At 68.1% G+C, this 14,799-nt stretch carries 11 protein-coding genes; 3 read left to right on the plus strand and 8 right to left on the minus strand.

Annotated features, from left to right (window positions below; genetic code table 11):
• On the plus strand, positions 1-1,488 hold the full coding sequence (gene gatB, locus OLX23_RS01410) for an Asp-tRNA(Asn)/Glu-tRNA(Gln) amidotransferase subunit GatB (protein WP_264442420.1): 1,488 nt from the start codon (positions 1-3) through the stop codon (positions 1,486-1,488).
• Here the strand turns inward: gatB and OLX23_RS01415 are convergent.
• The 5 genes from OLX23_RS01415 to OLX23_RS01435 form a co-directional block, all read right to left on the minus strand.
• Positions 1,485-2,783, minus strand: a complete 1,299-nt coding sequence (locus tag OLX23_RS01415) for a sensor histidine kinase (RefSeq protein ID WP_264442423.1) — start codon at positions 2,781-2,783, stop codon at positions 1,485-1,487. The two genes, gatB and OLX23_RS01415, sit on opposite strands and share 4 nt — an antisense overlap.
• Positions 2,780-3,517, minus strand: coding sequence for a response regulator (locus tag OLX23_RS01420; RefSeq protein WP_264442424.1), 738 nt, complete (start codon positions 3,515-3,517; stop codon positions 2,780-2,782). Before OLX23_RS01420 ends, OLX23_RS01415 begins: the two co-directional genes overlap by 4 nt.
• A gap of 9 nt (positions 3,518-3,526) precedes the next feature.
• Positions 3,527-4,447, minus strand: a complete 921-nt coding sequence (locus OLX23_RS01425; RefSeq protein ID WP_264442425.1) for an intradiol ring-cleavage dioxygenase — start codon at positions 4,445-4,447, stop codon at positions 3,527-3,529.
• 96 nt (positions 4,448-4,543) lie between these two features.
• Complete coding sequence (locus OLX23_RS01430) at positions 4,544-4,846, minus strand: hypothetical protein (RefSeq protein ID WP_264442427.1); 303 nt, start codon at positions 4,844-4,846, stop codon at positions 4,544-4,546.
• Positions 4,847-4,907: 61 nt separating this feature from the next.
• Positions 4,908-7,793, minus strand: coding sequence for a M16 family metallopeptidase (locus tag OLX23_RS01435; protein WP_264442430.1), 2,886 nt, complete (start codon positions 7,791-7,793; stop codon positions 4,908-4,910).
• 313 nt (positions 7,794-8,106) lie between these two features.
• Here OLX23_RS01435 and OLX23_RS01440 point away from each other — a divergent pair, with 313 nt between their 5' ends.
• Both OLX23_RS01440 and OLX23_RS01445 read left to right on the plus strand, forming a co-directional pair.
• Entirely contained in the window at positions 8,107-10,374 is a 2,268-nt protein-coding gene (locus tag OLX23_RS01440; RefSeq protein WP_413629778.1) for a TonB-dependent receptor, read from the plus strand.
• Positions 10,375-10,390: 16 nt separating this feature from the next.
• Complete coding sequence (locus OLX23_RS01445) at positions 10,391-12,010, plus strand: alkaline phosphatase D family protein (RefSeq protein WP_264442434.1); 1,620 nt, start codon at positions 10,391-10,393, stop codon at positions 12,008-12,010.
• Positions 12,011-12,070: 60 nt separating this feature from the next.
• Here OLX23_RS01445 and OLX23_RS01450 read toward each other — a convergent pair whose 3' ends face one another.
• Genes OLX23_RS01450 through OLX23_RS01460 form a run of 3 tightly spaced genes read right to left on the minus strand, consistent with a single transcriptional unit; the run spans position 12,071 to position 14,737 of the window.
• Positions 12,071-12,526 (minus strand): hypothetical protein, encoded by a 456-nt coding sequence (locus OLX23_RS01450; protein WP_264442435.1) that lies wholly within the window; start codon positions 12,524-12,526, stop codon positions 12,071-12,073.
• A 49-nt stretch (positions 12,527-12,575) separates the two neighbouring features.
• Complete coding sequence (locus tag OLX23_RS01455; RefSeq protein ID WP_264442437.1) at positions 12,576-14,024, minus strand: glycine betaine ABC transporter substrate-binding protein; 1,449 nt, start codon at positions 14,022-14,024, stop codon at positions 12,576-12,578.
• A complete protein-coding gene (locus tag OLX23_RS01460; RefSeq protein ID WP_264442440.1) occupies positions 14,021-14,737 on the minus strand; it encodes an ABC transporter ATP-binding protein in 717 nt (238 codons plus the stop codon). Before OLX23_RS01460 ends, OLX23_RS01455 begins: the two co-directional genes overlap by 4 nt.
• Between the last annotated feature and the right edge of the window lie 62 nt (positions 14,738-14,799).

Raw genomic sequence — 14,799 nt, forward strand, 5'->3', positions numbered from 1 at the left:
ATGAGCGAATATCGCATCAAGGGCGAAACCGGCGACTGGGAGGTCGTGATAGGCCTCGAGGTCCACGCCCAGGTTGTCTCGAAGTCCAAGCTGTTCTCGGGGTCGGCGACGGCCTTCGGGGCCGAGCCCAATTCGCAGGTGTCGCTGGTCGACGCGGCGATGCCCGGCATGCTGCCCGTGCTCAACAAGGAGTGCATCCGCCAGGCGGTGCGCACCGGCATGGCGATCAACGCGCCGATCAACAAGTGGTCGCGCTTCGACCGCAAGAACTACTTCTACGCCGATCTGCCGCAGGGCTACCAGATCAGCCAGCTCTACCACCCGCTGGTGGGCGAGGGCGAGATCGAGGTCAGCCTCGACGAGAAGAACCCCGAGGCGGTCAAGACGATCGGCATCGAGCGCATCCACGTCGAGCAGGACGCGGGCAAGCTGATGCACGATCAGCACCCGACGATGTCCTATGTCGACCTCAACCGCTCGGGCGTGGCGCTGATGGAAATCGTGTCGAAGCCCGACATGCGTTCACCTGCCGAAGCAGGGGCTTACCTGCGTAAGCTCAGGACGATCCTGCGCTATGTCGGCTCGTGCGACGGCAATATGGAAGAAGGCTCGATGCGCGCCGACGTCAACGTCAGCGTGCGCAAGCCCGGCGCCGAGTTCGGTACCCGGACCGAGACGAAGAACGTCAACTCGGTGCGCTTCGTCATGGCCGTGGTCGAGCAGGAGGCGCGCCGCCAGATCGATCTGATCGAGGATGGCGGCACGGTCGTCCAGGAAACCCGGCTCTACGATCCCGACAGGAACGAGACGCGTTCGATGCGCTCGAAGGAAGACGCGCACGACTATCGCTACTTCCCCGATCCCGATCTGTTGCCGCTCGAACTCGACGAGGCTTTCCTCGCCGAGTGCCGGGCCTCGCTGCCCGAACTGCCCGATGCCAAGCGCGCGCGCTACGAGGGGCCGCTGGGCCTCTCGGCCTACAACGCCAATGCCCTGACCGCCGAGGTCGAGACGGCCATGGCCTTCGAGGAACTGCTCGCGTCGGTGGCCAAGGCCAGCGGCAAGGGCGAGGCCGACGTCGCCAAGCGCGTGGCCAACTGGCTGCTGTCGGAGCGCGCTGGTGTTCTCAGCGCGAACAACGTTCTGGCGAGCGATCCCAAGAACTCGCTCGAAGCCAATACGGCGCTCGTCGTCGCGGCCGAGAGCGGTGCGATCTCGGGCAGCAAGGCCAAGGAGATCTTCGCGCTCTACCTGACCGGCGACATCGATCTCGCCAAGGAGATCGAGGCCAACCAGCAGACCTCGGACACCGGCGCGATCGAGGCGGCGATCGCCAAGATCCTCGCCGACAACGCCGACAAGGTCGAGCAGTACAAGGGCGGCAAGGAAGCCCTGTTCGGCTTCTTCGTCGGCCAGACGATGAAGGCCATGCAGGGCAAGGCCAATCCCGGCGTCGTCAACGAGCTGCTGAAGAAGGCGCTGGGTTAAGAACCGGGGGCGAGGGGCAGGCTCAGCCGCACCTCGCCGCCGCTGGCGCCATTCGCCAGTACGAGCGCGCCGCGATACTGCTGGGCGATGGCTGCAGAGATGGCCAGGCCGAGCCCGCTCCCGCCGGTCTCGCGATTGCGCGAGGCCTCGCCGCGGGCGAAGGGCTGGCAGCCATAGGCAAGCATTTCCGCACTGAAACCGGGCCCCCGGTCGCGCACGACCAGCAGCGCCTGGGCACCGTCGTGCGCGAGTTGCAGGTCTGCGCTCGCGCCATAGCGCAGGGCGTTGTCGATCAGGTTCTGGATCAACCGGCGCAGCGCCATCTGCGAAGCGATCACCGGCACTGACTTCATGACGTCAGCCGTGACGGGCAGGTCCTGGACCGCGCATTCGTCGACCATCGCCGCGACCAGCTCGGCCAGGTCGAAGCGCTCGGCGGGCTCGCTGCCGCTGCGGTCGAGCGCGAGCGAATCCTCGATCAGCCGGCGCATCGCGGCGATATCTGCCTGGGCGGCGTCGCGCTGGGCTTCGGGCAGGGCCTCGAGCCGGAAGGCGAGGCGGGTCAGCGGCGTGCCGAGATCGTGCGCGATCGCCGAGAGCATGCGCGTGCGCTGCGCGACCTGGTCGATCTGGCTGCGCTGGAAGGCCGCGAGTGCGCCGGCGACCACGGCCACCTCGGGCGGACCGCTCTCCTCGGCCACGTGGAGCCCGGGGCCATCGCCGCGGACCTCGGCGGCGAGGCGGTCGAGCGGACGGGTGATCGCGCGCGCCAGACGCCAGGCGAGCCCGATGATCGCCGCGAGCACCAGCGCGGTCGCCGTCGCGACGGTCGCCCACCAGGGCAGCGAGATCGGTGCGGGATCGAGCCGTACGACCTGCCAGTTGCCCGCGGTGTGCCAGGCGAAGCGGGCCTCGCCGGGGATAAAGCGCGGCATGCCCGGTGGTCCCCTCCTGGCGGCCTCGGGCGGCGGGGGCGGCAACGCGACATAGGCGCGCAGGTCCGTAGGCGGGGCGCCGAGGGCTTCCGCGAGCTGGCGCTCGATCGCGGCGTCGCGGCGTTCGCCGGCTGCGGCGCGGGGCTCGGTCGTGGCGCTGCTGCGGTGGAAGCGTTCGCCGTCCGGATGCCGGCTGCGCTCGCCGCGCAGCGCCGCGGCGACGTCGCCGAGCTGGATCGGCGGGGCCTTGGGCGGCGGGCCGTTGAAGGTGATCGCGATCATTACCGCGGCCGTGATCAGCACGGCGACGGCGACGAGCAGGATGATCTGCGCGGCGATCGAGCGGCGGTGGAGCGTCACAGTCGCTCGACCGGGCAGGTCAGGCCATAGCCGGCGCCGCGGACGGTGCGGATCAGGTCCTCACCCCCACGATCCTGCAGCTTGCGGCGCAGGCGGCTGATGTGGATGTCGATCGCGCGATCGTAGGCCAGCCCGTCGATGCCGTGGACCGCGTCCATCAGCTGGTCGCGGTTGAGCACGGCGCCGCGCGCGCGGACGAGCGCGGCGAGCAGGCGGATCTCGCTGGCGCTGAGCGTGACCGGTTGGCCGGCGGGATCGCGCAGGATCCAGCCGCTCTCGTCGAGCCGCCAGTCGGCGAAGGCGAGGATCGAGGCCTGGGTCTCCGGTCCCGCCGGGGGCAGACGCCGACGCAGCACCGAGCGCACGCGCGCGAGCAGCTCGCGCGGGTTGCAGGGCTTGGCAACATAGTCGTCGGCGCCGCTTTCGAGGCCGACGATGCGATCGATGTCGCTGGCCAGCGCCGAAAGCATGATCACCGCCGGCGCCCCGGCGCCCTGGAGCGCGCGCAGGCAGGAGAGCCCGTCCTCGCCGGGCATCATGACGTCGAGGATGACGAGATCGCTGGGCGCCTGGGCGAGGGCGGCGCGCATCGCCTTGCCGCCCTCCGCCTCGCGCACGGTGAAGCCGTTGTTGCGCAGGAAGTCGCCGATCAGCGCGCGCAGCGGCGCGTCGTCGTCGACCAGCAGGATGGATTCACCGGCCACCCCGCCTGCATTGCCAATCGTCTTCGCCATGGCAAGTCGTCAGGTCGCGATCCCGATCGTCGTGCTGCCGGTATAGCCGGCGGCGGCGCTGCCGGTCAGCGTCGGCGTCATCACCGCCATCTGCGCGGTGGTGTTGTCGCCGAAGACGTTATCGCGCGCGATCGAGGTCGAGGCGTAGTTGCCCTGGCTCGTGCCGTAGCCGCTGGTGGCATAGACCGCGGCGCAGGCTTCGGCGGGCATCGCGAGCTGCGAGACCAGCACGGCATAGCGGCCCGAGGTGGCATTGGCCTGGCTCGAGAACACCTCGAAATGGATGTGCGGGTAGCGGCCGGCGTAGCAGCCGGGGAAGATCGTGGTGAAGGTGACCTGGCCCTTGCTGTCGGTGACCTGGACGCCGCGCAGATAGCTTTCGGTCGGCAGGTCGTAGAGCGAATACTTCCCGTCGCGGTCGCAGTGCCACATGTAGACGGCGTAGCCTGCGAGCGCCGCGCAGGCGTTGTTGACGTTGGCCAGGGTCAGGGTGAGCGTCAACGGGATGCCCGCGGCGACGGTCGAGCTGCCGATGAAGCTCGAGCGGATGTCGCTGCGCAGCACGCCGCTGGCGACCAGCGCGTTCGAGGTCACCCCGTTCGAGCTGTTGGTGCCGTCGGCCGGGTAGGGGCCGTTGGTCTCGCTGGCGGCGGTGTTGCAGGCGGCGCTGCTCGTCGCGGTCGGCGTGGGGGTGGGCGTCGCCGTGGCGGTCGCGCTGGGGGTGGGTGTCGGCGTCGGCGTGGCGGTGGTCGTGCCCGAGGACGAGGAACTGCCCTCTCCGCCGCAGGCCGCGACGAGCGCGGTGGTGCCCACCGCGCCGATCAGCCCGAGCGCGCGCCGGCGCGGAAACAGCCGTTCGAGCGCCTTGAGATCGTGGCCCAGGCCATGATCGTGGCCGTGCCCGTGATCGTCGTCAAAATTCCTGTGCATCTCGCAAACTCCCGATCGATCCCCGGCCTGGGCTTAGCCGGGGATCGTATCGAGGGTTTGTCGCGAATGTTTCAGCCCTGTAGCGGGCTGGAAATGTCAGGCTGCGCGGTTGCCCGAGAGGGCCATCGAGCCGAAAGCGCCGGCCTTGACCGCGCCGGTGATCGCGTCACCGTCGACCGTGGCCTCGCCTTCGAGCGTCATCGGCATCGGCACCTTCATGTCCATCTTCCAGGTGATCGTGTTGCCCGCGACCTGGCCGTCGGCGATCTCCATCGAACCCATCATGTCGCTGGTGACGCTGCCGGTGAAGGCGTCGCCGCTCGGATTGACGGTGAGCTTGCCCTTCTGGTCGCCCATCGGGGTCTTGATGACGACGTCGTAGGTTCCGGCAACGGACATGGCATTCCTCCTGGTTTGCGACTTGGTATCGGGGGCAGTTGTGAAGCGCGCGGCGGCGAAGTCAATCGCCGCCTGCGGCTGATCCCCCGTCCACCGCGGGCGCGATTTCGATGGGCATTCCGAGGCGCTTGAGCTGCGGCTCGACCTGCTTGCGATCGCCCACCACGACGAAGGTCAGCCCCTCGGGCTGGAGGTAGGTCTTCGCCATGGCATCGATCGCCTTGCCGTCGATCGCGCGCCAGCGGCTGGCCAAGGTCGCGTAGTAGTCGTCGGGGCGGCCGAGCAGCTGGTTCTGCTGGATCGCGCCGAGCACGTCGCCGTTGCTCTCGAAGCGGTTGGGCAGCGAACGGATGTTGCCGTCGGTGACGCGGTTCAGTTCCTCGGCATCGATCGGCTTCTTCGCGGGGAAGGCCTTCATGTCGGCGACGATCGCTTGGATCGCCGCGCCGGTCTTGTCGGCCTGGACCGGCGCACCGACGGTCAGCGCGCGCGGGCCGGCGGGGCTGCGGATGCCGGTCGAGACGCCGTAGGACCAGCCCTTGTCCTCGCGCAGGTCCATGTTGAGCCGCGAGAGGAAGCCGCCGCCGATGACCTCGTTGGCGAGGTCGAGCGCTTCCATGTCGGCGGTGCGGCCGGTCAGCGGCAGGACGCGGCCGGCGACGATCACCGATTGCGGCGAATTGGGCCGGTCGACCAGGACGATGCGCGGGCGCGGCGCGGGCACCGAGGCGGCGAGGTCCTTGACCGGCTTGGCCGTGGCCGGTGCCTGCCAGGAGCCGAAGGCCTTCTCGAGCAGCGGCTTGAGCTGGTCCATCGTCACGTCGCCGACGACGGTGATCCGCGCGAGATCGGGGCGCAGCCACTTGTCGTGCGCGGCGCGCAAGGCCGCCGGGGTCAGCGCGGCCAGCGACTTGGCATCGCCGAGGCCGTCGATCGGCTGGCCATAGGGGTGGCTGCCGTAGAGCAGCTTCGACAGCTCGCGCCCGGCCAGCGCGCGCGGATTGGCCAGCGCCTGCGACAGCGCGGCCTGCTGCTGGTCGCGCACGCGCGCGACCTCGCTGTCGGCGAAGGCGGGATTGCGCGCGACGTCGGCCATCAGTTCGAGCGAGGGGGCGAGGTTGGCGGTCAGCGCGGTCAGGGTGATCGAGCTGGTGTCCTGGCTGCCGCCGCTGCCGATCTGCGCGCCGAGGCGCTCTTGCTCCTCGGCGATCTGGGTGGCGCTGCGCGTGGTCGTGCCCTCGTCGAGCATCTTGAGCATCAGCGACTGCGTGCCCGGCGTGTCGAGCGCATCGGCGGCATAGCCGGCGTCGAAGCCCAGCGAGATGACGACCTTGGGGATCGTCGTGCGCCGCGCGAGCGCGATGGGGATGCCGTTCGACAGCGTGGCGCGCTCGATCGTGGGCACGACCAAGTCGGGCACGGGGGCGATGGGCGGTGTCGCGCGCTTGGGGCCGGGCTTGATCGCGGCGCCGGGCTTGGCGGCCTTGGGCTTGGCGGCACCGGGCGCTTCGTCGCCCCAGCCGCCCATGGCCTCACCCTTCTCGGTGCGCTCGCCGGGAACCACGGCCAGCGAGAAGACCGGGCGGCCGAGCCAGCGCTGGAGCGCCGCCTTGACGTCTGCCGGGGTCAGTGCCGCGACCCGTTCGAGGTCCTTCTTGTACTGTGCCGGATCGTTCGAATAGAGCTGTCCTTCGGCCAGGGTCGCGCCCTTGCCCGAGAAGCCGCCGACCTCTTCGAGCGCACCGATCTGGCTCGAGAGGATCGAGGTGGCGGCGCGGCGCAGCTCGTCCGCGCTCGGCCCTTCGGCGACGAATTGCGCGATGATCTGGTCGAAGCGGGCTTCGGCCTTGGCGCGGTCGACCCCGGGCTTCACGTCCATTTGCGCGGCGAGGAACGAGACCTGTTCGAACGGCTGCGCGCCGGCGGTCACCGCGACCGCGAGCTGTTCGTTGCGCACGAGCACGGTATCGAGCCGCGAGCTCGACAGGCCGCCGAGGATGTGAAGGCCGACTTGCAGCGCCAGCGCATCGGGCTCGTTCATGCCGGGGCCGCTCCAGTTGCGGCTGAGGCGCAGCACGGGCACCTGGTCGGTCATCTCGCGCTTGGCGGGTGCGGGCAAGGTCACTGGATCGGCCACGACCGGCTTGACCACGGGGCCGCGGGCAATGTCGCCGAACCACTTCTCGACCAGCGGCCGCGCGGTGGCGACGTCGATGTCGCCGGCGAGCGCGAGCACGGCGTTGTTCGGGCCGTAGTGGTCCTTGAACCACTGGCGCACGTCTTCGAGGCTGGCGGCGTCGAGATCGGCCATCGAGCCGATCGTCGCGTGGCGATAGGGGTGGCCGACGGGGAACAGGCCGTCGCCCACGGCATAGTCGCTGAGGCCATAGGGCTGGTTGTCACCCTGGCGCTTCTCGTTCTGGACGACGCCGCGCTGCTTATCGAGCTTGTCCTGGGTCAGCGCGCCGAGCAGGTGGCCCATGCGGTCGCTTTCCATGAACAGCGCCATGTCGAGCGCGCCCTTGGGCACGGTCTCGACGTAATTGGTGCGGTCATACCAGGTCGAGCCGTTCGACGGGGTCGAGCCAGCGGCTTCGAGCGGCTTGTCGAAATTGGGCACGTTCTCCGAGCCGCCGAAGAAGATGTGTTCGTAGAGGTGGGCGAAGCCGGTCTTGCCGCGCGGTTCGTGCTTCGAGCCGATGCGGTAATAGGTGGTCACCCCGACGATCGGCGCCTTGCGATCGGTATGGACCAGCACGGTCAGGCCATTGGCCAGGGTGAAGCTCTCGTAGGGAATGTCCACCGCCGCGACGAGCGCGCTGAGCGGTGCGGGCTCGGGCTTGGCGGGCGCCGTCGCCGGGGGGGCGCTGGCGACGGGGGCGGTGGGCTGGGTCGCGCAGGCCGAGAGGGCGAGCGCGGAAAGCGAAACGAGAAGGAATCGACGCATGGCGCATTTGTGGCGCATTCGTCGTTCTCGCGAAAGCGGAGACCTGCGCGTTCGGCCCGCTTCGAAAACGTCGCAGGGGTTCCGGCTTGCGGCGCGTGCGATACCGATCATCGAGCGCAATCAGGACGATTGTAGGCGAATTATTTGTATTTCGTCAGGTGTATTGTCTGAATCCTTGTATTCGTTGTCATTTTTCCGAGATTTTTTCGTACAAAATCCGAAAAGAAAATCCCATTTTGACGTAATTTTTCACCGCTAGCCGACCCGCGTCCGAAAACTCTCTGACAACATAGGGGAAGCTACAGTGAGTCCTATCCATTCGGCCGCCGCGAAGCTCGCGGTCGGCACCTGTCTTGCTACGTTCAGCGCATCGGCCTTCGCCGCGACCGCGGCGGAAACCGAAGCCGACAACGGCGAACTGATCGTCGTCACCGCCCAGAAGATCGAACAGCGCGCCATCGACGTGCCGATCACCATCAGCGCGATCTCCGACGAGCGTATGCGCAAGATCGGCGTCTCCGATCTCGACGAGCTTTCCAACTATGTCCCGGGCCTCAACATCCAGGAGCAGAGCGCCAACAATCCCGGCATCGTCATCCGCGGTATCACCTCGGACAGCGGCTCGTCGCAGCAGGCCGCGCGCGTGACGCTCTACTACAACGGCGTCGACATCTCGCGTTCGCGCGGTGTCTATCAGGGCATCTACGATCTCGAGCGCGTCGAGGTCGTGAAGGGGCCGCAGGCGACGCTGTTCGGCACGGCCTCCACGATCGGCGCGATCAGCATGATCTCGGCCAAGCCCAAGCCGGGCTTTTCGGCAGAGCTGATGGGCGGCTACGGCAACTTCAACCAGATCCAGCTCGGCGGCTTCCTCAACGCGGGTTCGGAGAAACTGGCGGGCCGCATCGCTTTCCTGTTCAAGAAGCGTGACGGTTATTCGCACAATCTCGATCCCGTCCAGGACGATCTCTACGCGCAGGATCAGCTCGGCGTGCGCGGCTCGCTGCGGTTCAAGCCCAGCGACGACTTCACCGCCGACCTGGTGCTCACCTATGACCGCCAGCGCAATTCGGGCACGCCTTTCATCAACCCGAAGGTGCCCCCCGTCTATCCGTCGGGTTCGGTCTATGGCGACGTCTGGCTCGGCGGTTCGCCGCTGTCGGAGCAGGTGCTGGGCGCGGCGAAGCTGGGTCTCCACCGCGACGTCTACGACGTGAACCTGACGACGAGCTGGAACTTCGCCGACGACTGGAGCTTCACCACGGTCAACGGCTATCGCAAGTTCGATTCGCTCGAAATCTTCGACGCCGACGGCTCGCGCGCCTGGTTCCTCGAATTCGCCGAGAACGCGCAGGGCTGGCAGGCGAGTCATGAGGGCCGCTTCGCCTATCGTACCGACAAGGTCCGGGCCTCGTTCGGCTGGAACTATTTCATCGAGAACAACAACCAGTACGTGCCCTTCTCCGGCGAAGAGAACACCTTCATCAAATGCACGGCCGCGGCCGCGACGAACCCGCTGGGCTGCATCGGTCCGGACCTGTCGGTGGTGCCGCTCAATGGCGGCGTGACGCCGATCCCCTATTCGAGCTGGTACAACAACCGCGGCAAGAACCAGAGCTGGTCGCTGTTCGGCGAGACGACCTGGGTTCCTGCGCCCACGCTCGAACTGACGGCCGGCGTGCGCCTGCTGATCGAGAAGCGTCGTTCGGGCTTCGGCGCCTATGCGCCGAATTCGAAGCTGACCGGCCGGCCGCTGATCGCCAGCCAGATCAACACCAACGGCGTCTATTTCTGGTCGGAAGACAGCTTCCAGGCCGTGCTGCCGCGCTTCAATGTGCTCTATCGCCTCAACCGCAACCTGAACCTCTACGGCACGATCTCGAAGGGCCGCCGTTCGCCGACGGTGTCGGTGGCGGCGCGCAACGCGACGCAGGCCAACATCACCCTGATCCCCGAAGAGAACGTCTGGAACTATGAAGGCGGCATCAAGGGCAAGGCCGGTATCTTCTCGGGCTCGCTGGGCGTCTATTACCAGAAGTACGACAGCTTCCAGGTCAGCGTCCGCCGCGACGACGGCACGACCGTGACGCAGAGCGCGGGCAGCGCCAGCAACCTCGGCGTGGAAGCGGAGTTGCAGGCCGCCGTGACCGACTGGTTCGAGCTGTTCGGCAATGTCGGCTATATCGACGGCGGTATCGACAACAAGCCCGAGAACGGCCGCTTTGCGGGTAACCAGTTCCGTCTCCAGCCCAAGTGGCAGTGGGCGGCCGGTTTCACCGTGGATGCGCCGGTGGCCGAGGGCACGCGGGTGTTCCTGACGCCCAGCGTGACCCACCGCAGCAAGATCTACTTCGAGACCCCCAACACCGAAGCGATCAGCCAGGATGCCGTGACGCTGGTCAACGTGCGCGGCGGCGTATCGTTCGGCGAGGGGCGTTACGAGGTGGCCGCCTATGCGCGAAACCTGCTGAACGAAAAGTACCTGCTGGACGCCGGCAACACCGGCGGTTCGTTCGGATACCCGACCTTCATCCCGGCCGAGCCGCGCCTCTACGGCGTCCAGCTCACCGCGAAGTTCTGAGCCGGGAGGGACTGCGATGACATTCGAGATGGACAGGCGCCTGCTGCTGAAAGCAGGCGCCTTCGGGCTCGCCGCGCTGTCGACGCCCGGTGTCGCCCAACTGCTGACCGCGCGCGGTTTCACCCATGGCCTGGCCAGCGGCGAACCTTCGGCGCGATCGGTGCTGCTGTGGACGCGCTATGTCGGCAGCGGCGACAGCAAGCTGCGTTGTGAGGTTTCCGCGGACGAGGCATTCGGCCGGATCGTCGGCGGCGGCGACGTCACCGCCGCGGCCGAACACGATCACTGCGCCAAGTTGGTGGTCGAGGGGCTGACGCCCGATCGCTGGTACTACTATCGCTTCGTCGCGCCCGACGGCACGATCAGCGAGGTGGGGCGCACGCGCACCCTGCCCGAAGGCGATACCAAGCGCTTCGGCATCGGGCTGTTTTCCTGCTCGAACATGCCGTTCGGCTGGTTCAACGCCTATGGCCATGCCGCGGCCCGCGACGACCTCGACCTGATGGTGCACGTCGGCGACTATCTCTACGAATATGGGCCCGGCCGCTATCCGGCCAAGGCCTTGGCCGGGAGGGACTTTCTGCCCGCCAACGAGATGGTGGCGCTGGCCGACTATCGCCTGCGCTATGCCTCCTACCGTGCCGATCCCGACCTGCGCCGCCTGCATCAGCGGTTCCCGATGATCGCCCAGTGGGACGATCATGAATTTACCAACGACAGCTGGAAGGACGGCGCGGAAAACCACCAGCCGGACAGCGAAGGCGATTGGGGGCAGCGCAAGGCCACGGCCGAGCGGGTCTATCGCGAGTGGATGCCCGTGTCGGACAAGCGCTACGACAGCTACCAGATCGGCTCGCTGGCCACGCTGTTCCGCCCGGAGACGCGCATCACCGGCCGCATGAAACAGCTCGACCTCAAGGAAGCGCTGGCGGGCCGGGGCGATCTCGACAAGGCCTTCGCCGAATTCCGCGACGGTCCGTGGAGCGCCAAGGACCGCACCCTGATGGGGGCCGAACAGGAAGCCTGGCTGGAGCAGGGCATCGCGCGGTCGGCCAAGGCGGGCACGCGCTGGCAGATCCTGGCTCAGCAGATCGTCATGGGCGAACTGCGCATTCCCGAGAAGGTCGCCGACTGGATCCCCGCGGGTGCGCCCGAGGGATCGCGCCGGACCTTGATGGGCATGGTGGCCGCGTCGAAGGCGGGGCTGCCCTACAACATGGACGCGTGGGACGGTTATCCCGCGGCGCGCGAGCGGCTGCTGCGCGCGGCGCAGGCGAGCGGGAGCAACCTGGTCGTGCTGTCGGGCGACAGCCACAATGCCTGGGGCAACGATCTGCTTGCCGACGGGCGTCCGGCCGGTGTGGAATATGCGGGCCACGGCGTCACCTCGCCGGGCTTCGAGACCTATCTGCCGGCCGTGCCCCCGGCCGACTTCGCCGAGGCCATGCGCGAGACCAATCCGGGTCTCGCCTTCTCCGACACGAGCCGGAGAGGCTATGTCTCGCTGCAAGTCACCCCGGCCGAGGTGAAGGGCGAGTGGCATTTCGTCGGCACGATTGCCGAGCGCACGACGCGCGGCGTCACCAGTAACGGCCTGAACGTGCGCTGGGGCGAGAGGCGTTTCGCGGCGGCGTGACGTGATGCGAGGCCGGGCGAGGCGTTGCGGCGCCTCGTCCGGTTCTCGTCCCGGGCCTTTTTACCCGCGCTGGAACACCTGGTTGCTGTCGAAGCGGCTGATCTTCCAGTCGCCCGTCGCATCGCGGCGGCATTCCATGCGCACGTCGGCGACGGCCAGCGGATCGCAGAAGCCGACGAAGGGCGGCTCGCCGACCTTGGCGAAGAACAGCAACTGGAAGGTCACCGTCGCATGGTCTTCGGCGGCGAACTTCACGCGATAGTTGACGTGGAGGTGGCGCATGACGGGGGCGCCGCCGGCCGCGGTCAGGCGATCCCAGCGCTCGTCGTAGAAGGCCTGCGTCGCGGCGATGCCCTCGCGCCATTCGCCGCCGACGAAATAGGCGACGTCGTCGGTCAGCACCTTGGCCTGGGTCATCTGGCGGCCGCTGTTCCGGTCGAGCTCGTCACCCCATTCGTTGATGACCTGGTGGATCGCCGCGACCGCCGCTGCCTGTTCCAGAGTGAACTTCGCCATTCGTCTCTCCATTCGCTGAACGCTTGCACAGCGCCTTATGCGCAAGCGTTCAGGATTGGAAGCGCAAGCCCCGCGGCGTGACCGCGGTCTGCAGCAGGTGGAACAGGCCTTCGATCGCCAGCGCCATCACCGCCGCCGGAATCGCACCTTCGAGGATCAGCCGTGTATCGTTGAGGCGGATGCCGGTGAGGATCGGCTGGCCATAGCCGCCCGCACCGATGATCGCGCCGAGCGTGGCCAGGCCCACGGCGATCACCGCGGCGGTGCGCAGCCCGGCCATGATCGTCGGCAGGGCCAGCGGTAGCTCCACCCGCCGCAGCCGCGCGGTGCGCGACAGGCCGAGCGCGTCGGCACTGTCGAGCAGGGCGGGGGCGATGCCGGTGAGCCCGGCGTGGGTGTTACGCACGATCGGCAGCAGCGAATAGAGGAACAGCGCGGCGATCGTCGGCGCCGCGCCGATGCCGAGCAGCGGGATCAGGATGACGAACAGCGCGAGGCTGGGGATCGTCTGCAGCAGCCCGGTCAGCGACAGAACGAGGGCGCCGAGCCGGCGATTGCGCGCAGCGGCGATCCCGAGCGGAAGGGCGACGATCAGCGCGGCGGCGAGCGAGACCGCGACGAGCCAGAGGTGTTCGAGCGTGCGGTCGAGCAGGCGGTGCCAGAGGCCGTCTCCGTCGGGCTTGCCCGCCGTTTCGCCGAGCGCGAAGCGGGCCGCATCGGTCTCGCTCAGCTTGTCGACCGTGACCTTGCGGTTGAGTTCGCGCATCTCGGCCTCGTCGATCGAGCCTGCCAGCCCATCCAGCGCGGCGATCGCCTTGGCGGGCAGGCCGGCGCGATAGACGAAGACCGCGTCGTAGCGCGGGAAGAACTGGCGATCGTCGCGCAGGACGGTCAGGCCGTAGGTCACGATCTCGGCGTCGGTGGTGTAGACGTCGGTCACGGCGATCTGGTTCGCGGCGATGGCGCGGTAGGCGAGGTCGTGGTCGATCCCGAGGATTTTCAGCCCGCCGAGGCCGTAGGCGCGCGACAGTGCCGGCCAGCCGTCCTGGCGGTCGACGAATTCGTTCGATAGCCCGATCGCAAGCTCGGGATGCCGGGCAAGATCGCCGATCGTCGCGATCCCCAGTCGCTTGGCGACATCGGCGCGCATCGCGAGGGCATAGCCGTTGGAAAAGCCGATCGGCTTGGACATGGCCAAGCCTTGCGCGGCAAGCGCGCGGGGCAGGTCGGCATCGCTCGCCAGATGCTGACCCGAGAGGATCTCGAAGCGCAGGGTACCGGTATAGTCGGGATAGACGTCGATCTCGCCGGCCTTGAGCGCGTCCCAGAGGATGCGGCTGCCGCCGAGTTCGCGGCGATGCGTCGCAGGCACGCCCGCGCGTTCGAGCGCGAGTCGCGCGATCTCGCCCAGAATTACGCCTTCGGTGAACTTCTTCGAGCCGACGGTTTCGGCCTGGAGCGGCGCAGCGATCAGCGCGAGCAGCAGCAGCCACCTCACAGCGCGTCCTCCGCCGCGAGAAATTCGGTGACGAAAGGCTCGGCGGGGCGCTCGGTCAGATCGGTGATCGCACCCTTCTGGACGATCCTGCCGTCGCGCATCAGCACAGCGGTTCCGCCAAAGAAGCGCGCTTCGCCGAGGCTATGCGTGACCAGGACCACGGTCTTGCCGAGCCCTGCGAAAATGCCGCGCAGTTCCTCGGCCAGCCGTACCCGCGTGATCGGATCGAGCGCCGACAGCGGCTCGTCGAGCAGCAGCACCGCGGGATCGAGCATCAGCGCGCGCATCAGCGCGACGCGCTGGCGCTGGCCCCCCGAGAGCTCGCCCGGATAGCGATCGAGTTGCGCGGCATCGAGCGCGACCAGCGCGGCGAGTTCGTCGACCCGCGCGGCGATCCGCTCGGCCGGCCAATTCAGCTCGCGCGCCATCAGCGCGACGTTGCCGCGCGCGGTCAGGTGCGGGAACAGCCCGCCGTCCTGGATCACGTAACCCAGCCGCTGCCGCATCGCGCGCCAGTCGGTCACGGGGCGCCCCTCGAAGCGCAGATCGCCGGTGAACGGCGTCAGTCCCGCGAGCGTGCGCAGCAGGGTCGACTTGCCCGAGCCCGAGGGGCCGAGCAAGATCAGGGTCTCGCCGGCAGCGATGGCGAGCGTGGTAGGCGCGAGTGCCGGCACGTCGCCATAGGCCACCGCCACCTGATCGAGTGCGAACATGGTGGGACTGTAGGGGGAAAATTCGACGCGAGGACAGATTTAATCCTCCCCGGCACGGGGAG

The sequence above is a fragment of the Novosphingobium sp. JCM 18896 genome (assembly GCF_025938095.1).
GTDB lineage: Bacteria > Pseudomonadota > Alphaproteobacteria > Sphingomonadales > Sphingomonadaceae > Novosphingobium.

What these genes read in the sequence shown, in the direction of transcription:
- gatB (WP_264442420.1), top strand. Translation starts at nt 1, where the DNA reads ATGAGCGAATATCGCATCAAGGGCGAAACCGGCGACTGGGAGGTCGTG.
- OLX23_RS01420 (WP_264442424.1), bottom strand. Translation starts at nt 3,517, where the DNA reads ATGGCGAAGACGATTGGCAATGCAGGCGGGGTGGCCGGTGAATCCATC.
- OLX23_RS01425 (WP_264442425.1), bottom strand. Translation starts at nt 4,447, where the DNA reads ATGCACAGGAATTTTGACGACGATCACGGGCACGGCCACGATCATGGC.
- OLX23_RS01430 (WP_264442427.1), bottom strand. Translation starts at nt 4,846, where the DNA reads ATGTCCGTTGCCGGAACCTACGACGTCGTCATCAAGACCCCGATGGGC.
- OLX23_RS01435 (WP_264442430.1), bottom strand. Translation starts at nt 7,793, where the DNA reads ATGCGTCGATTCCTTCTCGTTTCGCTTTCCGCGCTCGCCCTCTCGGCC.
- OLX23_RS01445 (WP_264442434.1), top strand. Translation starts at nt 10,391, where the DNA reads ATGACATTCGAGATGGACAGGCGCCTGCTGCTGAAAGCAGGCGCCTTC.
- OLX23_RS01450 (WP_264442435.1), bottom strand. Translation starts at nt 12,526, where the DNA reads ATGGCGAAGTTCACTCTGGAACAGGCAGCGGCGGTCGCGGCGATCCAC.
- OLX23_RS01460 (WP_264442440.1), bottom strand. Translation starts at nt 14,737, where the DNA reads ATGTTCGCACTCGATCAGGTGGCGGTGGCCTATGGCGACGTGCCGGCA.